Annotated in this window: 20 protein-coding genes and 2 pseudogenes; 12 read left to right on the top strand and 10 right to left on the bottom strand. The window is 52.8% G+C overall.

Going from position 1 to position 18,515, the window contains the following annotated elements:
* Nucleotides 1–35 precede the first annotated feature (35 nt).
* Nucleotides 36–1,745 (top strand): hypothetical protein, encoded by a 1,710-nt coding sequence (locus tag DVK01_RS18365; RefSeq protein WP_158598779.1) that lies wholly within the window; start codon nucleotides 36–38, stop codon nucleotides 1,743–1,745.
* Between the two features lie 330 nt (nucleotides 1,746–2,075).
* Here the strand turns inward: DVK01_RS18365 and DVK01_RS18360 are convergent, their stop codons facing one another.
* Nucleotides 2,076–2,555 (bottom strand): hypothetical protein, encoded by a 480-nt coding sequence (locus DVK01_RS18360; protein ID WP_121537989.1) that lies wholly within the window; start codon nucleotides 2,553–2,555, stop codon nucleotides 2,076–2,078.
* A gap of 424 nt (nucleotides 2,556–2,979) precedes the next feature.
* On the opposite strand from DVK01_RS18360, the gene DVK01_RS18355 reads away from it, so the two are divergent.
* Together DVK01_RS18355 and DVK01_RS18350 are read left to right on the top strand one after the other, a co-directional pair.
* Nucleotides 2,980–3,180, top strand: a complete 201-nt coding sequence (locus tag DVK01_RS18355; protein ID WP_121537987.1) for a hypothetical protein — start codon at nucleotides 2,980–2,982, stop codon at nucleotides 3,178–3,180.
* Nucleotides 3,181–3,182: 2 nt separating this feature from the next.
* The gene (locus DVK01_RS18350) at nucleotides 3,183–3,743 is read left to right on the top strand and encodes a hypothetical protein (protein WP_121537985.1); all 561 of its coding nucleotides are present in this window, start codon (nucleotides 3,183–3,185) and stop codon (nucleotides 3,741–3,743) included.
* Between the two features lie 63 nt (nucleotides 3,744–3,806).
* On the opposite strand, the gene DVK01_RS21650 is transcribed toward DVK01_RS18350, so the two are convergent.
* Entirely contained in the window at nucleotides 3,807–4,229 is a 423-nt protein-coding gene (locus DVK01_RS21650) for a hypothetical protein (protein WP_147435180.1), read from the bottom strand.
* 104 nt (nucleotides 4,230–4,333) lie between these two features.
* The gene (locus DVK01_RS18340) at nucleotides 4,334–4,738 is read right to left on the bottom strand and encodes a hypothetical protein (RefSeq protein ID WP_121537981.1); all 405 of its coding nucleotides are present in this window, start codon (nucleotides 4,736–4,738) and stop codon (nucleotides 4,334–4,336) included.
* Between the two features lie 1,047 nt (nucleotides 4,739–5,785).
* Between DVK01_RS18340 and DVK01_RS18330 the strand changes: the two genes are divergently transcribed.
* From DVK01_RS18330 to DVK01_RS18315, 4 genes and pseudogenes are all read left to right on the top strand, one after another.
* A complete protein-coding gene (locus tag DVK01_RS18330; RefSeq protein WP_121537977.1) occupies nucleotides 5,786–6,709 on the top strand; it encodes a TIGR02391 family protein in 924 nt (307 codons plus the stop codon).
* 57 nt (nucleotides 6,710–6,766) lie between these two features.
* The gene (locus tag DVK01_RS18325) at nucleotides 6,767–6,946 is read left to right on the top strand and encodes a hypothetical protein (RefSeq protein ID WP_121537975.1); all 180 of its coding nucleotides are present in this window, start codon (nucleotides 6,767–6,769) and stop codon (nucleotides 6,944–6,946) included.
* 30 nt (nucleotides 6,947–6,976) lie between these two features.
* Nucleotides 6,977–7,484, top strand: a pseudogene (locus DVK01_RS18320) (radical SAM domain-containing protein).
* A gap of 66 nt (nucleotides 7,485–7,550) precedes the next feature.
* A pseudogene (locus tag DVK01_RS18315) lies at nucleotides 7,551–7,688 on the top strand (ISH3 family transposase); the annotation flags it as partial.
* Between the two features lie 463 nt (nucleotides 7,689–8,151).
* On the opposite strand, the gene DVK01_RS18305 reads toward DVK01_RS18315, so the two are convergent.
* Nucleotides 8,152–9,165 (bottom strand): hypothetical protein, encoded by a 1,014-nt coding sequence (locus DVK01_RS18305; protein WP_121537973.1) that lies wholly within the window; start codon nucleotides 9,163–9,165, stop codon nucleotides 8,152–8,154.
* Nucleotides 9,166–10,285: 1,120 nt separating this feature from the next.
* Nucleotides 10,286–11,887: a hypothetical protein gene (locus tag DVK01_RS18300; RefSeq protein WP_147435178.1), complete on the bottom strand. Its 1,602-nt coding sequence runs from the start codon at nucleotides 11,885–11,887 to the stop codon at nucleotides 10,286–10,288.
* A 295-nt stretch (nucleotides 11,888–12,182) separates the two neighbouring features.
* On the opposite strand from DVK01_RS18300, the gene DVK01_RS18295 reads away from it, so the two are divergent.
* From DVK01_RS18295 to DVK01_RS18290, 3 genes are all read left to right on the top strand, one after another.
* Nucleotides 12,183–12,443, top strand: a complete 261-nt coding sequence (locus DVK01_RS18295; protein WP_121537969.1) for a hypothetical protein — start codon at nucleotides 12,183–12,185, stop codon at nucleotides 12,441–12,443.
* Between the two features lie 240 nt (nucleotides 12,444–12,683).
* Entirely contained in the window at nucleotides 12,684–12,821 is a 138-nt protein-coding gene (locus tag DVK01_RS22365; RefSeq protein WP_199722368.1) for a hypothetical protein, read from the top strand.
* Nucleotides 12,822–13,184, top strand: coding sequence for a hypothetical protein (locus DVK01_RS18290; RefSeq protein WP_121537967.1), 363 nt, complete (start codon nucleotides 12,822–12,824; stop codon nucleotides 13,182–13,184). It begins immediately after the preceding gene.
* Between the two features lie 4 nt (nucleotides 13,185–13,188).
* On the opposite strand, the gene DVK01_RS18285 is transcribed toward DVK01_RS18290, so the two are convergent.
* Complete coding sequence (locus DVK01_RS18285; RefSeq protein ID WP_147435177.1) at nucleotides 13,189–13,902, bottom strand: hypothetical protein; 714 nt, start codon at nucleotides 13,900–13,902, stop codon at nucleotides 13,189–13,191.
* Nucleotides 13,899–14,255: a hypothetical protein gene (locus DVK01_RS18280; protein WP_121537963.1), complete on the bottom strand. Its 357-nt coding sequence runs from the start codon at nucleotides 14,253–14,255 to the stop codon at nucleotides 13,899–13,901. Before DVK01_RS18280 ends, DVK01_RS18285 begins: the two co-directional genes overlap by 4 nt.
* A gap of 50 nt (nucleotides 14,256–14,305) precedes the next feature.
* Between DVK01_RS18280 and DVK01_RS21915 the strand changes: the two genes are divergently transcribed.
* Entirely contained in the window at nucleotides 14,306–14,449 is a 144-nt protein-coding gene (locus DVK01_RS21915; protein ID WP_158598778.1) for a hypothetical protein, read from the top strand.
* On the opposite strand, the gene DVK01_RS18275 is transcribed toward DVK01_RS21915, so the two are convergent.
* Nucleotides 14,446–14,931, bottom strand: coding sequence for a hypothetical protein (locus tag DVK01_RS18275; protein ID WP_004592300.1), 486 nt, complete (start codon nucleotides 14,929–14,931; stop codon nucleotides 14,446–14,448). The genes DVK01_RS21915 and DVK01_RS18275 overlap by 4 nt on opposite strands.
* Nucleotides 14,921–15,589 carry a nucleotidyltransferase domain-containing protein gene (locus DVK01_RS18270; RefSeq protein ID WP_199722367.1) on the bottom strand — a complete coding sequence of 223 codons (669 nt, stop codon included), beginning with the start codon at nucleotides 15,587–15,589 and terminating at the stop codon, nucleotides 14,921–14,923. Before DVK01_RS18270 ends, DVK01_RS18275 begins: the two co-directional genes overlap by 11 nt.
* Before the next feature lie 1,250 nt (nucleotides 15,590–16,839).
* Between DVK01_RS18270 and DVK01_RS18265 the strand changes: the two genes are divergently transcribed.
* Nucleotides 16,840–17,991, top strand: a complete 1,152-nt coding sequence (locus tag DVK01_RS18265; protein ID WP_121537961.1) for an SOSS complex subunit B family protein — start codon at nucleotides 16,840–16,842, stop codon at nucleotides 17,989–17,991.
* Nucleotides 17,992–18,315: 324 nt separating this feature from the next.
* Here the strand turns inward: DVK01_RS18265 and DVK01_RS22890 are convergent, their stop codons facing one another.
* Entirely contained in the window at nucleotides 18,316–18,441 is a 126-nt protein-coding gene (locus tag DVK01_RS22890; RefSeq protein WP_255410234.1) for a hypothetical protein, read from the bottom strand.
* Nucleotides 18,442–18,515: the final 74 nt, after the last annotated feature.

The following is an 18,515-nucleotide window of genomic DNA, read 5'->3' as shown; positions in this document are numbered from 1 at the left end:
GGTGTTATTATAATAGCAGTTAGACAACTACTGATGTGAGCAAAGGTCGTTCTAAACGAGACTTAGGAAAGGCCCTGTGGGTTGAGTCTAGATGGGAACGCCGATCCATCATTGCGGGAGTTCTTTTCGGAGTCGTCCTGTTAGTTCTGCCATTCCAGTATAATACGTCACAGGCTGACCGATTTCTCACTGCGCTGGTGACTACGCAAGCAAGTATTGTCGCAATTGTATTTTCTGTCAGTATTCTCGGTGTCCAACTTGTTGCCACACGTTACTCCAGCCGAATGATGACACTCATTACGTCCTCAATTGCATTTCTGCGGACACTGCTGATACTCGGCGTTTCTATCGGGATTGATCTCTTTCTGCTGCTGCAACTGCCTATTCTTTCTCCGAGCATGACGATGGCTGGTCTAGCGGTGGTGAGCGGGTTAGCGGTCGCATCTGGTGTTACGCTGGTGCAATACGTTGAAACTACATTAGAGCGGAGTACTCCAGAGGGACTGCTCACTGCCTATGCAGAGAGCATTACACCGGAAGTGTACCGGCAAAGAGCAGTTACGAGTCGGCAGAACGGTAGTAAATTACATCCAATGCATGAACTCCATTCGGCCATTATGTCAGGGTTATCGAATGGTGAGTGGGCAACCGCGGAGAATGGCCTTCTAAAATTTAAAAACGTATCTATACGAGTGATAGAATCTCTTGGGAAAGAAGGAAAACGGCGTCGAACCGATCCCGTATCAGGGTACTATTTTGAGGACCCTCTCAAGGAATATCTACCTCGCATCGCAGCACAGGCGCTTGACGACGGCGAGAGTGACACCGCACACCAGACAGTCAGATCAATGCAGGAGGTCGGAGAGGCAGGTCTTGCCCACTACTTTCCATTAGTTCTGTCACCGATAGCTAGCGGACTCAGCCGAATCATGCGAGAGGCTCCTGATGGCGACGAAGGCAACAGTATTCGGGGTGAATGTTTGGGGGTTTATTCAACACTCACCGTTCAGGCGGCTGAACAACCTGCGCCATCAAGCGTGAGAACACTACTTAGCCTCTATGCTGGTCAATTCCGGAAGTTGTTGGGTCGAGATCGTGAACCGTGGTTGTGCAGGCAGTATTTGAATGAGTTCTTCCAGAGGACCATTGCGCCCGCTCACAAGAAAACAATTGAGCAGTACGGCCAATTCATTGCTGAAAGTGATATCGATTGGGCCAGCAAGACGCAACCGAGGGATACAGAGGGAATTGCACCGTACAGGCTGTTGTTCACGTATCGCCAGTATTCAGTGGACGTCATAGGATATATTCTCGACTACTATACCCGCAATGAAGAGTGGCCGATGAATCTGCGGACGCTACAGGATGTATGGACCAGTCTGATCATCCAAACGTTTGGTACAGGAGAATATGCGCGTGCTATGTGTCGTTCATACATTGATTTGGCATACGTAGTCTGTCAGTTAGAAAAAGAACATCGGCGGGACTGGGCGACTGAGTTGGCTATTCTGCAAGATAACTACCCATCTCAAGATTGCATAGACGATGCCTTCCGCCTCGCACTTGATAAAGGAATAACACCGGCGTTTGAAGCTGAAACACAGAGAGTAACGACAGCCAATGATGAAAGATGGTTTTTTAATAAAATCATGGATTTACCTCACCCAGATATGACGGAGTACGAGGCGTGGGTGAGAGAATTTAAGAAGAGTGTTGATGAGTGCCGGCAGCCAGAAACGGGATAACTCAGCATATGCCATCCAATGATTCAGATAGAATATAGAATTATACAGCCTCGGAATTCCATTCGCTTATTTGGCTTTTATTGACTGTATCGGACCGCTATCAGGGCGTCTCGGGAGAATAGAGTTGCAGTGATAGCCAATTGATAGTCTCTTAATTCTGCTGTGTTGAATAGCGCCCCTTGAGGTACGGTAAAGCGACACTAATTTTGAGACAACTGGCAACAGCCCCTGACGAGCCGACTTAGATTTCGACTGTCCCGACCAGCACCGCTATTCAACACGGCACTTAATTCGGGTCACAGTAGGTTCTAAGTTGTGTTATATTAGTATTCAGGTTCGAATCCGCTTGGCTCGATCCCCAGCGTGCGTCATCACTGCGAACGCACAGACAAGAATTCCCGAGACCATCATTCGAAACACCGACGTAGGCTCAATATTGACGCCAGCAGTGTGGTAGGCGGCGATAGCAGTGCCAGTAACAAGACCGGCAGCGACGATATTGACCACTATCGCGGCCACGATCACTGCGATTCCGATACTGAGCTCGAACGACAATTGCCGCAGAATTGGCCGATGGATACGAGCGGCGGCCTGCTCTCCAATCGGTGCGAAGAGCCTGTCGAAGAACCGCTCAAACAGACGCTTGAATTCTGTTGGATCGGGCCGCTCAAGCCGCGTGTAGCGTGCCAACCAGTGCGCGAGTCCGTGCGAAATATAGCCCAGTCCGGACAGGATGAGTCCTCCTTTGATGATCGTGAACGCGCCTACCAGGACTGGAACGAGTTGTGCAGTGCCAAGTGTGTCTGTCATTGGTAGCCCTGTAGATTGCTATAAATAAAGTATGTCGTGGACCCTATAGCTGTTAGGCCCGAATTAGGGCCATAACCCTGTATATGAGACTGTGCCGGCATGGATTGCGGATATTGATCCAACACATTGTCAGGGTGGAGCGCCGTTTTGCCATTTCGGTATCGAGCGCGTGTGATAGCCCCCATTCATGACAAATGTACTATAATAACGCCGCAGTCCTGCGAATCAGCCTAGACCGAGTCCCAAATCGACCCGGACCGAATTCGCGTCGAACCCAAATCGGCGTGAAGAGTGTAGCCACCCCGTACAGCGGTTGAAGCCCGAAAATATGAAAGGTCAAACCCATATATACCAATGCAATCCCTGGCGATTCATGTGATGTTCAGACGAACTGAGAGAACACGCGCATCGAACGGAGGCAACTATGAGTGACGCAGGCGAAGCGGTCGAGGGAGCAATTGCATTCATCGTTGGCGGGTTCATGCTCCTGCTGATTGGCTCGGCAGTCGAATCCAGCTCGCTTCTCTATAACTTCAGCACGTTTGGCCTAGTCATGATCCTACTCGGAATCGTTCTGGCAGTCGCGCTGGTCGCATCGCTCATTGGAGGGCTCTCTGGGAGGTAATCATGGTTGTTAGAGACTATCTCGCCGACAAGAAAGAAGAGCGAATCACCGACGAGATGATTCTGAACGTGATCCGCGAAAGCGAGGCGGGGTTCGTCGGAACGACTGAGGTCAGTGATGATGAGCGAATCGGATTGAAAGAAGGCGCTGTTCGCAATCGACTGGACGATCTTGAAGACGAGGATCGTATCCACAAGAAGCGACTCGGCCATCCAGAACGTGGTAATCTGGCATGGTACTTAGCTGATGAAGAGCGTGAACGTCCTGTGTCCGCCGAGCGCTACTGGCTCGCTCGCGTGTGTGAAGAGGGACGAGCAATTTCAGGGAACATACTGCGTATCGGTGGCGTCGTTGCTCTCGCGGGCATGATGACGCTCCTACTGTCGATTAGTGCCGATGCGTCCGGCATCCAAATCGCTCTCTTGCAACCCTCGACAGCGGGTACCGTCGGCTACGCCCTGGCAGTCGCTGGCTTCGCTAACGTCGCTCTTGGCGGGGTACTCAAATTCGGGCTGAGCTTCACGGAGACAGCCATCACTCGTCAATCCGCCCCGACGAATTAGATTCGAGCTCTGGAGGGCCACGTGAGTCTCAGGAGATGGGCAAACCAACCCAAGAGTATCGTTTTAGATGAGGACAGCAACGATTTGGATGTTAAATCCAAAGACAAGGAATATCGCGCCAAATAGTCCGTCAATTGTGTCTGCAATGTTTGCTTTCAGTGCTGGTCGATGAATATTCACTTCATCTCCACCAAGCCTAGCACCGGGCTCCCGTGTATCTCGCATCAAGCCCCCTTTGCCACGGACGATCCCTAGTGCCAGTAGAACCCCACCAACCATATCAAAAACAAGCCCATAGGCCTGTAGCTGGACGGAACCGAATCGAACATTAATAACGAAGGCAGTTATGACGAGAAGAATCGCATAGGCTGGCCACTTAACATGATAATGGAATTGCTCCAAGAATACATCTCTGACTACCGGCTCTTTTTCATCATAGTCCATGATGCCTTCTTTTTCGACTTCCTCAAGTTGTGTCAGGACCAATAACAGTCTTTCTCCGACTGGGTCAGTCAGGCATCGTGGTGGTCGTGGAACAATATCTCGCAACCGCTGTTCACCTGAGAACATCTTATTCGAGATTTTGATATTTATTGAACACTTCCGATCAATTTCTGCGTCTGTTGTTTGTATTGACTAGGGTCAAACCGCAGGTTAATCGAAATGATCGCATCAATACCTTGCCGATGACCAGCTGTTATCGGTACTCGTTTCTGCTTGCTTATGTCTTCTGTCGGGAACGCCCCGCCTGCAAGGTAGAAATCGCCGCCGGCTTTCCAAAAGCCCGTTACGGCCCGGACAGATGTTTCTACACGACTGAAACTGTACGTTTCCGCACCTTTCTCAGGAATTTGCAGCGAGAATTCAATATCCTGTTTGACGTAATCCCCCTCAAATTGCATCTCCATAGCCGTACCATTCTGAGTCTCGATATTTCCCGGAATTGTGCTTGTCTTCGAAACATTGGAGACACCCATTTGTTCCATCCGATTCATCACTGGGTCTTCTACCGCTGGTCTGAGTAACCGAGTTGGTAACTGCCTGCCCTGTCCCTCGACTCGAATTCGCGTTGCAAAAAAAACGAACGCCGCCGATGAAAACTGATCCAGCGTTCGGTTCCGGAGTCGCTGTTTGAGTGGTGTATATTCCCAGACCGTTGTCCGAGCGTACCACGAAGAGAGATCCATCCCCGCAACCTCTACGGATGTCATCTCTTGGGTTGGTTGCTCATCTCGGATTTTCCAATCCTTGTCCAAGCCACTAACGGATGGTGTTGGAATTGATACGTCACTGCTACTCGACACCTCTCCAGGGCTGTAACAACCAGCAAGTGCGGCCGTGCCAGCTGTGACTATCCCCCTGAGGAAACCCCGACGCTCCATTCTCGACTGCTAGGTAGCATATCAAAGGAATAAACCTAGGGGCTTACAGGTATCCGAAAAACAACTGGTGAAAGTCCCGCTGAATCGCCAGAAAAAAGAGGTATAGCAAATGGGAGGTCCCGAACAAGACAAGTAGGTAAGGCGTAAGGTTGAGTGCGATGTCGCTAAACCCCGCCCCCCAGACGCCGAGAAAAAGTACGATGCCGACTCCAAGCGGCACAAATAATAATAGACCGTAAGGATTCAGTTCATACTCAAGTTCGTATTGCAAGCCATAAGCCAATCCCACAGCACCGCTGACGATACACAGTGGTGCTGCGTATTTTAAGATGAAATATGCGTAGATCGTAACTGACGAGAGGTTAGCTAAGAGGATATAAGAAGTCACAATTACTAGCAATAGATATCCGATAGGGACGTGCCAGTAGGCGAACTCGTAGCGCTCTTGAACAGACTCCAAGGCTGTCTCAAACAGATTGGACTCTTTTGTGTCTGACTGAGAGGCACACACGAATGAAGTGGATTAATAGTCTAGCTCAGATTAAATAAAATGAACGGTTCTGGAAAGTATATTCAGCCAATTTATTATTAAGATGTAATATTTCAGAGGGATCTCTGACTCTTCGTGTTGCTTGAATACTCGGACATAGAAGATAGTATATGACTCCCGATGAACTAGAGATCTGGCTTGAATCGGTGAACAAGTCGTCTGAATGGCGAGACAAAGTGTCGCTATATGTACAGGCCTATCCCTCTTCAGATGACTTTCCAGACAACACGCTGATTCTTGATGGGAATCCCGTTGGATCAAACTGTGAAAGAACATACCGAAAACTGCACTTTCCGACCAGTGACTCGTTTGCAGAGATACACGATTTTATTGCATATCATTTGAAACAAAACGACAGCATTCAACGATCAACAACACTCCCGCTTAGTGGTGGGACTGCCCAGAATATATGGGCCGGCAGTGGATCATCAGACCCGAATGAAATAGACGAAATTACACTTACAGCAGATGATGAGCGTATCTCATTTGGAGCACCAGGACAAATGAGTCCTACCATCCGGTATCATGAAGTAGAAACAGAGGATGGTCCACAAGACCGACGTAATGCTGAGCGTCTACTTACATTCGTTGACGAGCTTAGTTCTTCAATGACCGACAGCGAAACGGTTGATCTGCATGATGGTGAACTGGTGGACCGGTGTGTTCCACACTACGAACGGGGCGAGTACCAGGAAGCCCTCCGACTTGCGGGGCAAATTATGGAAGAGCGAATCCGTGACCTAGGCCCAGAGTCACTTGCTGAAAAGAGTGGCCACGAATTGATCACTGCAGCGTTAACGCCCGAAGATGGATCAATCACATTGGCATCACACAATGGGGAGCAGAATGGGCTAAAAATGCTATTCGATGGAGCATATCAGAGCATCCGAAACCCACTCAGTCACCGAACAGTTGACCCTGATGGAGACGCGTATCTCGACGAACTAGATGCAAAACAGGCCAGAAACGCTCTTCATTTATTTGATTACCTGATGACGACCTTGGATCGGTATCACGATACGCAGACTGAGTAGAACTATCCCGTTGTTCGCATCGCCCGGTCACTCCGTCGTCAACACCACGGAGAGATTATGAACAGTAATCAGTATGAACTCCTCGCGAATATCACGCTCATCGTCACGAAACTGCTCGGTGCTGTCGTCGTCCTGACCCAGCTGTACGACCTGCCGAAAGCCTCTCTTCTCGGGGTGCTGGTCGTCGCGACAATGGGCTTCTCGACGGTCTTGACGATGGCGTGGATGTCGCGATGATCGTTTCGTCCGAAGTACGATGTTCTGTCGATGACTCGCTGGCAGGCGTTAGATAAGCTCCAGCAGGCCGGTGTGTCGGTGTTCGTCTCGATGTCACCCACATACCCGACGATGGGCGAAGATGACTTTCACGAGCTACTCAGCTACTTCAGAGCGCTCGGTGAGGTCGTTGTCTTCCACGAACCCATCAATCCCCGTGGCGCGAATTTCCAGCAATGTCTCACCGCCGCCAAGCAAGCCGGCTACGACGACGTTGTCACCGAACTCCAGCAGATGCAAGACAGCCACCAACTGGGTCGAGTACGCTCTCAACCAACTGAACACGGTCCAGCAAGTCGCAACGCGCTTTGACGGACTCGAAGTCCATTCCTGGCCAGACGATGAGCTGGTCCGCTCGACGAGCGGCCAACTTCGGTCAAAGCTCAACGCAATGCAACAGGCCGTCTCTCCAGAGTCATTTTCTACACGTGCTACGGACGCCGAGCCTCAGCAGTCCGAGTTGTTCCGGGACGGCGAATCCATAGAGCATCTCATCTGACGACCAGTATCAGTCGACCACATCGGGTTAGAGGAAGTGTCTGCTTGGAAAGGACGTGCAACCTGGCGGTGCCCGGGGCGCCGCCTCTTGCAGTGGTCGTTCACAGAGTTTTGCGAAATGACGCTTCGCGCAGCTTGGACAGCACTTGGTGTCCGCAGGTCTGTTCCAGCGAATCAACCACTTGACGACCGGTTCTTCCGGTAGCTGTCCATCGGGCCGGACAGCAGTCGTCAGTGGTGACACTGTCGCGTCGGCGGCAGTGCGCCGCCGACAGCGACGGTCTATCCCGAAAATCATGCTCACCAGCGGTTCGAAGATGCTCCACAGCTAGTTCGGTTTGGTTCACCGTCATCAAACGGAATTACGCGGCTGTCGATGTGATCGACTGAAGATACCTCGCCTGGCGATCCCTCCAGCGAGATCAGCCAGCCGTTCAAGCGTGTCCCGGTCGACCGCGCCGTATTCCAGACCTTCGTAAACTCGCGTCGAGAGGTTCACCGAATTCAACAGAAAGTCTGAGTCGCGTAGACCTTGCCCGAATCGGTTATCTCAGAACCGAACGCTCTCAATCCTCGGTCAGAGGGTGTTATTCAACAAAATACAAAAATATCATTCTTGACATGAAAGTGATGGCCGCATCAGTTGAAAGTGAGAGTCCGCTGTAGCACTATTCATCTGAGCTAAATGTATACTTTACCGCGCTCGGCCCCTCATATTCGGCTGTCATATATGTATCAATCAGGAATTCCCCTGTATCCTTGTGGTCATTTACTGGAATACCATGATAGCCGACCCGATGTGATTCAGCGAATGCATCCAAAAGGGTCGTATTGTCATCAGCCTTTAGCCGTACTGCAGCAATGGGGGCCTCGTGCGTTGTCCCTCCTACATCTTCATAGAGCAACTTCGCTCGTAGAACAATATCTTCGACATCGAATGGAAGTGTTGCGATCGATTCTGCTAAAGTTATACTTTCCTCGTTATCGTTGGAGAACAACTTCTCAACTCGGATGCTTGCGTACAGACCACTGGACGTGTGGCTTGGGATCTGAACATCCTTGCGGTTGAAATATTGGTCTGGGATATCTTCGGTAAGCTCGAACAGTTCTGCGGTGATATGCAAGAACAGAGAAATATCATTGTATCCTCTGGGGAGATCTGGGCTGTTTACAAGTGGCTCAATCCGAAGTTGAAGATCTCTTGCGACTGTCTCACCGGTATTTGAAACCCGCGCAGCGAAAATCGAATCGCCGTCTCTCTCGACTCTCGGGCCAATTTTCATCGACTGATTAGAGTCAGATACTGCTATATCAATATCGGAAAACGAATCAACGAACTCCCAGTTACTAACCTCTACTCGGGCAGCACGCTGCTCCTCTCGCCATTCTGTCTTCCGCTCTTCCAAATCGGTCTGTCGTGACATTAGATCAGCCTGCTGGCGCTGAGTCTTGTGCTGATCATAGTATAACAGAACTAGAAGTCCAGAGAGAGCTAGCGATATGAGCTCCGTATGCTCTTGTGCCTGACCACTAATCGATTGAGAAGCCTGAAATTCGAACAAGGCCGCATCAATTCCAAGTAAAAAACCCCCGAGTAATAGATACTTGAGTACCAACGGAATGCCCCGTACTTGATTATATAACTCTAATTTAATGTGGCCATCTGAGATGGTATAGAGCATAGTTCTCGTTGCGACAAGCAAACAAAGTAGAAACCCAAGTCCGAACCCAACCAATTCGACTAGAGTTGGTATCTCAAACCATCGCCAAGTTCCAAAAAGATCAGTCAGCGTCACTAGCAGTGATCCCCCCACAGCAAATACAGCAGTGAAGGCGAGCACACCCCAACGCCGCCGCCGACTCATTGGCACATCACCAGTCACAATCTACGTTTAGAATAATTTGACTTTATTTTACTGTTGGTGTTGCTACACACTTGCGGGTTGGTCGCTTGTTCTGTCTAGGAAATTCTGTAATAGCTGCAAACTCATAGATGGGAGCAACGCCACCCACGATTCAAACGCTACTCATAGGCCCGTTGACCAATTTCAAAAACATACACAACTCTCCCCATACCTCTCCATGCTGCCGCTCGTGCTCGTCACGCTCCACCACCCCTTGCACTCACGACCGGGCGTCGGCCCACCACGCCACGCCAGAAACCGCTCGGTTGCTGCGACGGGTATCGTCAGCCGCCGATCCCAAACTGTGACTCCGTAGCCTCGCTCGACGAACACCTGCTCGTGCATCGTCGGAGATCGTCTAGGTGGCCTGTCGTCGAACTCCCTGGCCGCTCTAACCCACCGTCACAGGCATACCAGATACGTACACTGGTTTTGTTAGTATCCAGTCCGGCAGTGGCCATCCATGTCCAGCCCCACCCGAGGTGCTTCGGGAGCTGACACTGGCCGAGGTGACGATCCAGCTGATGCCCGCTCAAGCCGAACACCAACACGTCGTCACAACGGTTTAAGCGACACCTCCACTTTTTGTTGAATCGTGTGTAATTTTCACATGGGTCGCGATGGTTTCCAGACTAAGTAACTGAGCATCGAACCAACTATATATAGAAAGGTCGTTTCACTGGAGGAGCCGTCTTTTCGACTAAGCGTGTTCAGCTTACTCTTTTCAGAGAAACGGAGTTGTTTTGAGGTGAATCTAACTATTCCTAAACAGAATGAAAACACAAGGAGAATCTCACCCGGCCCGCTTTCCGCTAATACTGCAACAGCTTTCGCGTTATTTTTAATCCTCTGCTACTGAACACATTGGTTACCGACTATGGACCAGAGCCGCCGCCTTTCATAGTTGTGTCCAATGAACGCACACGTTATTAGTATTTTGGGCCTTGTCAAGTTCTGTGACTACCGAATTCCCGTTTGTCTGGATCTCTTGCCGGTCAATGACGCTGTTGTCATCCGGACTGAGCTCAACCCACCAGACACTATTTATAGAAAGATCATCTCCTGCGGTTAGTTCGAAATCTGGCGACGGCGCATTCCCTTTGATTTCGAACTCTTCATTTTCTTTAGGGAAGAACCCATTCCACCGATATGAGTAGGTGTATTCAATAGTGTCGCCTTCTGTACTTTCTTCCGGAAGATCAATTGTGAATCGTTTATGTTTCGGCTGGTCGATCTCGACCTCAATATCTAATTCATTACCTTCCTTATCCTCCGCTTGTACAACTGACTCCCAATCCGCATTGTTCTTCGAATCGTAACAGCGAACGAAATGCGTTCGTTTTTCCAGACTGTTATTCGTCTTTCGGATTTTCACGTCTCTCGTGATTCGCGTATCCCCTGCGTCATTGAGTATTTCGAATACCCATCCGTTATCGATTTCCTCAAACTTAGATGCCTGTTCACGCTTCTGCTTTTCACCTTCTTGTTTGAATTGAACAATATGGGCCTCTTCTCCACTGAGCCTGACCGTCCCACCATCTGTCGACTCTCGATGGGTAGTCTCGCAGTATATGTCAATAAGTGGAATAGAATAAGGTTCAGAAGCTATCGTCGACTTCACGTCATAGTATTCGCTGTAGAGATCTGCAGCTATATTTTCGAGTAGTTTCTTATCATGTTCATTCTCATGAAACGCGTTGAATGTGATTGTCTTTTCGCTCGGGTCGTAATAAAAATCGTTAATTAGGTGTTTGACCCGCCAGTGGGGTTCGCTCTCCTCCGGAAGAACCTGCGTCTCAGTACTAATCTCAGGCGCTCGTTCATAAATCACGTCCAATGCATCTGCAAACTGAAACAGGGCCGCTATAGCCTCTGTATGTATCTCACCACGATATTCATTTGCCCGGATAGTTTCGGAGTTGTTCAGATGCTCAATACTGACCCCTTCTCTATGGACTTTACAAACGTTTGCAACAACATTTGCGATGTGGAAATTCTCAAATCCAAGTGTATCATGTTTCTGTTTGATGAAATGCCATGACAAGATATGATGCCATTTTCGTATCAAATCGCTATTATTAATCCTTTGATCGTCGTCTGCAGTGGCCCCAATATCGGAAAACCAGTCCGGAAAGTCGTTCAATGCATCTGAGAGAATCTCCTCTGAGTTTATTTTTCGGTTGATACTCATTCCAATATCGTGTAACCATGCACAGCTCGCGAGAACGTATTTTTCTAGAGGAGTTAGTTCGTATTCTCCTTTTGATATCAAAATACAGATGTTGTTGACGATTCTGTAGCTATGTCGCGGGCCGTGATCGTCGAAGAACGGATTATGTGTTGGTACTTCTTCCAGCGCCGGTTTTACTTTCTTAACCAGAGTGTGATAGTCACTTCCGTATTGGTCAGCAAAATCATCATGAAACTCTCTGACCTCCTCTGAGACGTTTTCTACGCCGAAGTGGGGCCTAATTTTGTCAATATAATCGTTATTCGCCATGGGAATTTAACATAGTTTGTTATTATACGTTTGCTAGTACTTGACTATCATGGTTTACTGATTCCTACAGGTCTCCGTTTTAGGAATTTTCTGATATTCCGAGGGCAGTCAAGTCGATGAATTACTCCTGACGGTGTGCGACCCCGTGCCGGGACCTGCGGGGGGTCCCACAACGGCGCGAGTGCCTGAGTTGAGCCACTAGAGCAATCCTAGCCCAACGGCGCGGACTCGCCCGTATTTTGTGAGCCTCCACCGGGTGAGAGGCGTTCCAGAGAGAGCGTCTTGACCTCCAGTTATGTCAGAGGAACACGCGATCCAGACCAAGTTAGAGGGATACGTCGTCATGACTCAGAACGGGCCAGACAGCCTCGGCTTTGGCACGTACACACGCAACCATCCTACATACCTGAAAGAGCGCGGTGAGACACAGCAGTCTCCAGTAGCCGGCGTCGCGGGCAACGTCAGGCGAACTCGCCACATCGCTCGCGAGTACCACGGCTGGGATCTACCAGACGAAAGTGAGCTCCGTCACCAAGCGATGGAGGGCGAGACATGATGTCCAGTGACTCATCCAACCATATGACCTGCAGAACCGACGAGTGCGACGCGCCGATCTTCGACGCCGAGCGCATCGCGTCTGTCGACGGAGAGTACGGGCCCTGCATGGCGGGCGTCACGCCGGCGTCTGTTCTACCGGTCATCTCTCTGTCTGGGACGTCGCTGAGGCCTGAGTCCTGTCGAGTGCGTACTCGCCCGTATTTTGTGTCCCCCCGAGAGGGCGAGGGGTTTCCCGAACATGAGCACCGAACAGCAGTCCGCCGACGAACAGTCTCCAGACACCGAAGCCGGCGACCAGCAAGACGCCCTTGCCCAGCATCGACAGGCACAGGAACGCGGCGAGGTCTTTCAGGGCCGTCCCCGGGGTGACAGGTAGATGTGTTGTCCCGACTGCCGTCGGCCACAGTCGGCGTCGGCATGTGTACAGAAACGCTACCATATCGACGGGCAGGCTTTCGACCCGATTCCGTGGGGCGGGGGGAGCCAGTATCTCACGTACAAGCTACAAGTCCTCCAAAGCAACGAACGGGCCGTTACCGTCGACCCTGAGCGGTGGCGCGACCAGTCGTGTCCTGCGTGTGGTGTTGAGCACGGCGAGCTCCACCACCAGATGTGTGACTACGAGGAGTGTCCGGCGTGTGGCGAGCAGCTGCTACTGTGTTCGTGTCTTGTCGAGATCGAGATCAACGCGACGTCCAGTATCACAGGCCGCTTCAAAAGGTTGCTCGGCCTCTTCTGACAACTTAGCGTCTGTGGGTGCGGTTTGAGTTGCGGACTGAACTGACGAAAAGAAACGCTGCTATCCAGAATCCGAGCGTATACACAATATGTGATAAGACAAAGGTAGTCAACTCAACCTCAAACTGCAAATTGAAGATTTCTGCTCCAGTAATTAGGAAAATCCCACCAAACATTATTTGCGGAGGGAATCCACGCTGCATAAACCAGAACCGTGTGGATAGCCCCAAGACACTGATGATAACCGTGGCGATCGTCCAGTACAGTCGGACAGTATCCTGTATTCCCAGGTCTAGATTGCCCCAGATTATGAAGTAAATGATGGTCCACAGTGCGATCAGTAACAGAAACAGCATCAACAGGTGAGCAATGATCTTTCGTCTGAATCCACCACTTGATGGGAGCGAGCCATTCGAAACGAAGTCATAGACTTTTCGATAGAAATTGACCGCGACTGCCCCCTGCATAAACGAACCGAGTAGGATGATCCCAACAACGACGGTGTCGAATGAGGCTGTCTTTCGTGCGCCCCAGATCGTGAAACCCGTTCCGATACCGAGTATGAGCGTCCCAAAAACACCCTTCGGAGCCTCGACAGCGAAGTCGCTCTTCGGATCAACGAACGGCAGGCCCCATGTGATAAGTACAGATCCAGTAGTTACCAGAACTATTGCCAACCACGGCGGAAAGTAATCCAAAATCCACGAAACGACCATCATGCAACCTCCCGAAAGCGGTCCTGTAACGATTGAACGAGGATGTACGTGACCAAAAGCATCAAGATTAGTGGGAGTCCGGCGACGCTATCTGCAAATGAATACCCGAAGATAATCTCGCGTGTCATATTCATAGAATTTATTTGCCAGATGAGAACTGGCGGATAGACGACAGTCATCACGACCCAAAGTCCAGCAAAATTGGCCAGATCATCGGCGGCTATCAGATACGCACCCGTTGCTGCGAGATACGTTCCCAGCAACACAAGTGGTGGATAGATCTCAAATATCGATTCAAGCGGCCCGATATTTCCACCGAGGATCAGAAGCCCAGTCAGTAGCTCTCTTGTTGGCATTCGTTGTATGCGTATCTGCACTAATCAATAAGCGTTAATTGCTGGTTGAGATGACGCGCACGTCAGAGTCGCGCGCAGTTGGCGACGAGAGGGACACGACTGCACTCGCGCTGGCAGTCGGTTCCTTGCAGCGTGGGACTGACGGCCGGGCAGAGACGGGCGGCCGGCTGGTCTATCGTCTGGCCGTCGATTAACAGAGACACTCGTGGCGCACTTGGCTCGCGTTGATCAAATCTTGATGAACATCGGTGGCAAGTTCGTGCATCGCCTTTGCTTGCGATTCAGTGGCAATTCCGAGCCGGTAGTAGGTTTTTGTTCGGTTCTGGTTCCATAGTTCAGCTAATCGTTCCCCAAACGCGTCATCATAGAGTCCGATCTCTGCACCTCGCTGGTACAGTCGCCGATGACTACTGATGACTTCAGAAGCGTCCATTGCGCCGTCGTGGATGAGTCGGAACTGGATCGTCCGCTCTATCGCAACGAACGACGACTCGATGACAACTGTGTAGTAGCCACCATCAAGCAGGCGGGACGCAGCTGCCAGAAGCCGACATGCTCGGCGAAGTTGGACCAATTCGGCTTCGTCGACATCGAGCCCGTCCTCAACATTCTGTGGTGTCTGCTCGAAACTACGCTCAGCGGCTGCCAGTGCGTTAAGCACTGATTCATTCTCCATTCGCGTACACCTCCGCCCGGATATTGGATAACTGATCTGTCCCGACTAATATCAGTCCCTCATCGAACTGCTGTTGGAGCCGGTCACCAATCCGTTTCGCGCTTTCGGTCGATTCGACCAACGTTTCGAAGGTGTAGCGGTTCCCCTCAAATTTCGTCTCTTGGAGAGTGCTTACGATTGACTGAACAGTTCGGCGAGCCTGTGTCCTATCGTCTTCGACGAAGACAAGAAGATCGATATCACTTGCGCGGTCGGCTGTCCCCCGTGCCACGCTACCGAAAAGCAGGACGCCGACGAGATGGTCAATCTCTTCCTGAACAGTATCGACGAAGGCCCGGACAGGCTTGTGAAATTCCGACTGAGGGATCGACAGGACTGGATCAGATTTTGTGAGTCGGTCACGATGGATACGCACGTATTGCTTCCGGCCTTCTTTACGGGTCTGAACTGTGCCGAGTTCTTTGAGCAGTTTGACTGCCTTTGAGACCGTTGCCTGATTCCCGTCAATCATTTCCGCGAGTTGGCCGATGGTGAACTCTTCATATGGCTCCTCAATCAAGCGAGCGAGCACATCCTGCATCGCCTGATATCGAAAGACCCGGTCCTGAGGGAACGGATACTCCAGAGCAATTGTGGTCGTTCCTTTCGTAGTAGGCATACTATTCCTATTAGGAATGTATTGGTATAAAAGCCAGCTTCAGCCTGGGCAACCAATTTGGAAACTATCGATGCCCATGTCGGGGTTGAGCGATTGAAGGCGAGAGGGACATGACTGGCACTGACGCTGGCAGTCGGCCCCTCGCAGCGTGGGGCAGACGGCCGGGCGAAGCAGACGGATACCTGGTGGATAGCAGCGTGGGGCTGGCAGGCCGGCTGAGAGCGCGAGAGACGAGTGTGTGTCGGCGTGGGACTGACGGCCGGGCAGAGACGGGTGGCTGGCTGGTGTGTCGTCTGACCGCCGGGCAGCCGCCGCTGGGCGGCACGCTCGCTCTTGCCGGAGCCGGTGCGTTGACCGATGGCCGGCGGAGAGGGTACGAGTGGCGTGTGTCTCGTGTGTAGCGAGCAGGGGATTCTGGAACTGCTTGGCCTGGAGTCGAGTCGTGTGGCACTCGTGACGGTGTCGAGGGAGGCAGCACTTCGGATGGCGGGACTCGTGGGACTGCTGGCGGGACTCAGTACGCTGACGTCGGCGGTACGACTGACTGCGACGGGACTGCTGACATCGGCGGGACTGATAGCTTCGACGGCACTACTCCGAGCGACATCGCGACGGCAAACTCGGTGTCGGACCAGCACACCTTGAAAGCCCCACGCCGCTGGCGGTCGCTCAGCGACATATCCGCGCAAACCGCACGCGGATAGGGGCCGCTGACGCGACCACGGCAAGCGCCAGCGGCGTGCCCCTTTCAGTCCCACCCGACTGCTACGGCACAACACAGCAGAATCGAACGCACGCGTCGGAGTCGCGCGCGATCCGGCTGAGGAACCCTCGCGGCCGGCGCTCCCTCGCCGGAACGAGGACGCTCCTTGCAGTCGCTGTGTTCCGGGCGGCTCACTTCGTTGCGCTGCCGGGCTTTCACCCATCCGGCACTCGCTTGGCCGCGCGGGATGCTGGCTCACCGCAACCGCACACGATGGGACCGCCTGCCGGGGTGTCAACTACCTACAGTCTTTATATACTATTCTCCCTCGAAACGCGAAACACAAGACGCCGCTTAGAAACCACTCAGACACCCGAATATTGCACTTGAAACAATCCAAATGGTCCGTTATCTTTAAGTAGCTGGCACCCATGCCATTAAGTACGGAAAGACACGACGCACGCGGCGCTGGCAGGGCAGTTTCACGCCGCAGAAATCGGGTGCGGACACACCCGACAAGTGTCTTTCCGTCGGTTGGAGAAAGACAATGTACGCTAGCAATTCCAGCGGTAAGAAAGCATCGGCAAGCAACCAGACGGTTTCCCTTTCGGCCCACGTCGAGGGTGGTCCCGAGCAACTTCTAGAGGCGGTTGCAGAGACGGAGAACGGCGACGAACTCGATTTCAGGATGAATCGGGGGAGCGATAGCCGTGGCAACTTCTACGCCCGACAGGAGGAGGCATACGACTACGACTGGACGCGCTCGACCGAGGTTGGCCCGGACCGGCGCTTTGGCGAAACGCTCGCCCAGCAGGAAGAACGCCACGGACGCGAAGCCGAGCAAGCCCGACACTCCGAGGTCGCACGCGCCCACGTCGACGGTGCCGACCGCGAAGCCTCGGCTCGCCAGCTCACCGACGCGGAAACCGGACGGGCTGACGGGTTCCGCTCCCCGGCTGACCCTCGGCAGTGGATGGACCGCGACACGCTGGCGCGAGTCAACCAGCAGGCCGCGACCATCGCAGACAAGACCAGTCTGTCACGAGCGGCAGCAGGCCGCCGACTCGCGGCCCTTGTGTCCGGGCAGATGGGCGACTGTAACAGCCTGTACGACGCTTCCTTTACCGTCTTGGACGAGGCACAGAACGAACTGACAACTCCCACGCCTATCGCGGATGTCTCGCCCTACGGTTACGAGTGTACGGTCGAGGGCGAAGTAACGCATATCATCGCGGAGCCAGACGCACGGAACCAGTACCAAGTCCTCTATATCGAGGACGACGAGGGAACGAGCGCGAAGGTCACGGTCTGGGGCAAGTCCATGCACGGCGGCGAGATGGTGCGCACGCTCCGCGAGGGCGACAGAGTTCGGATTTCGGGGGGCAAGCCCGACGACTACAACGGTATCAAGACGGTGGCGGTCACGAGCGACACGCTCATGTGCATCATCGAGCGCGGCGACGGTCCCGCGCCCACCGGACACGGGGGCGGCTCGTTCGGTTCGTCCGGTGCTAGCCCGGCGGCGGCGTCGTGGGAAGCAGAGTCAGACACCCATCAGTGGGCCAACGAGCGGGATTCTGACCGCGCGGTCGCCGTGACGCTCGGGAAGGCCCGCTGTCCTGAACCCGGGTGTTCGGACCTGTTCGACACTGAGCATGGAGCCGCCACCCATCGCGGTATCGTCCACTCCGCAGACTGACGCCCGGTAGCGAGGGCGTCCCCCACTGAGCGGGGGCTTCCTCGGGCGGTGCGACGGTGCTCGCGCACGCGGCCTCGCCGCCGCCTCCGGCACAGCGGGCGGCGGCGAGCCAACCGCGCGCACGGACTGGCACGCCACCGCACCAGCGTGTCAACGTGGGTCAGTCTGGTGGGGGCTGTGAGAGAGCCGATGTTCTGGTGTGTGCGTGAGCGTGGGCCAGCCGGCCCGGGAGAATCCGGGCTGAGTGGCTGGTGGGTCGCCACAGCGCGCGACGCCACCGACAGACTCGCGATGCTCGTCTGTCGAGCCCTCGTTCGCTGTCGCTCACGAGGACGACGGGACGCTCCGCTCGGCGCTATCGCGCGCCTCGCGGCGGTCCATCGTGCCTGCGGTAGCGGGCGCGATCCCGGCCTGCCGCTGGAAGCAGAGACTGGAATCGTTTTTACTCATAGTTGGTCGACCGTCGATCAAGAGAGTCCCAGTGGACCAGCTACTGGATGCACTATCTCAAAGAGAGGCTTATC

Source organism: Haloarcula sp. Atlit-120R, from assembly GCF_003665885.1.
GTDB classification, from domain to species: Archaea; Halobacteriota; Halobacteria; order Halobacteriales; family Haloarculaceae; genus Haloarcula; species Haloarcula taiwanensis.
Note: the sequence above shows the minus strand (reverse complement) of the source record. Positions and strands in the feature narration are given on the sequence as shown.

Coding starts and splice junctions, on each gene's coding strand:
- DVK01_RS18295 (WP_121537969.1), top strand. CDS start 12,183: ATGTCAGAGGAACACGCGATCCAGACCAAGTTAGAGGGATACGTCGTC.
- DVK01_RS18360 (WP_121537989.1), bottom strand. CDS start 2,555: ATGACAGACACACTTGGCACTGCACAACTCGTTCCAGTCCTGGTAGGC.
- DVK01_RS21915 (WP_158598778.1), top strand. CDS start 14,306: ATGACGCGCACGTCAGAGTCGCGCGCAGTTGGCGACGAGAGGGACACG.
- DVK01_RS18285 (WP_147435177.1), bottom strand. CDS start 13,902: ATGATGGTCGTTTCGTGGATTTTGGATTACTTTCCGCCGTGGTTGGCA.
- DVK01_RS18275 (WP_004592300.1), bottom strand. CDS start 14,931: ATGGAGAATGAATCAGTGCTTAACGCACTGGCAGCCGCTGAGCGTAGT.
- DVK01_RS22365 (WP_199722368.1), top strand. CDS start 12,684: ATGAGCACCGAACAGCAGTCCGCCGACGAACAGTCTCCAGACACCGAA.
- DVK01_RS18280 (WP_121537963.1), bottom strand. CDS start 14,255: ATGCCAACAAGAGAGCTACTGACTGGGCTTCTGATCCTCGGTGGAAAT.
- DVK01_RS18300 (WP_147435178.1), bottom strand. CDS start 11,887: ATGGCGAATAACGATTATATTGACAAAATTAGGCCCCACTTCGGCGTA.
- DVK01_RS18265 (WP_121537961.1), top strand. CDS start 16,840: ATGTACGCTAGCAATTCCAGCGGTAAGAAAGCATCGGCAAGCAACCAG.
- DVK01_RS18340 (WP_121537981.1), bottom strand. CDS start 4,738: ATGAATCGGATGGAACAAATGGGTGTCTCCAATGTTTCGAAGACAAGC.
- DVK01_RS18350 (WP_121537985.1), top strand. CDS start 3,183: ATGGTTGTTAGAGACTATCTCGCCGACAAGAAAGAAGAGCGAATCACC.
- DVK01_RS18290 (WP_121537967.1), top strand. CDS start 12,822: ATGTGTTGTCCCGACTGCCGTCGGCCACAGTCGGCGTCGGCATGTGTA.
- DVK01_RS18355 (WP_121537987.1), top strand. CDS start 2,980: ATGAGTGACGCAGGCGAAGCGGTCGAGGGAGCAATTGCATTCATCGTT.
- DVK01_RS18325 (WP_121537975.1), top strand. CDS start 6,767: ATGAACAGTAATCAGTATGAACTCCTCGCGAATATCACGCTCATCGTC.
- DVK01_RS18330 (WP_121537977.1), top strand. CDS start 5,786: ATGACTCCCGATGAACTAGAGATCTGGCTTGAATCGGTGAACAAGTCG.
- DVK01_RS18270 (WP_199722367.1), bottom strand. CDS start 15,589: ATGCCTACTACGAAAGGAACGACCACAATTGCTCTGGAGTATCCGTTC.
- DVK01_RS18305 (WP_121537973.1), bottom strand. CDS start 9,165: ATGCTCTATACCATCTCAGATGGCCACATTAAATTAGAGTTATATAAT.
- DVK01_RS22890 (WP_255410234.1), bottom strand. CDS start 18,441: ATGAGTAAAAACGATTCCAGTCTCTGCTTCCAGCGGCAGGCCGGGATC.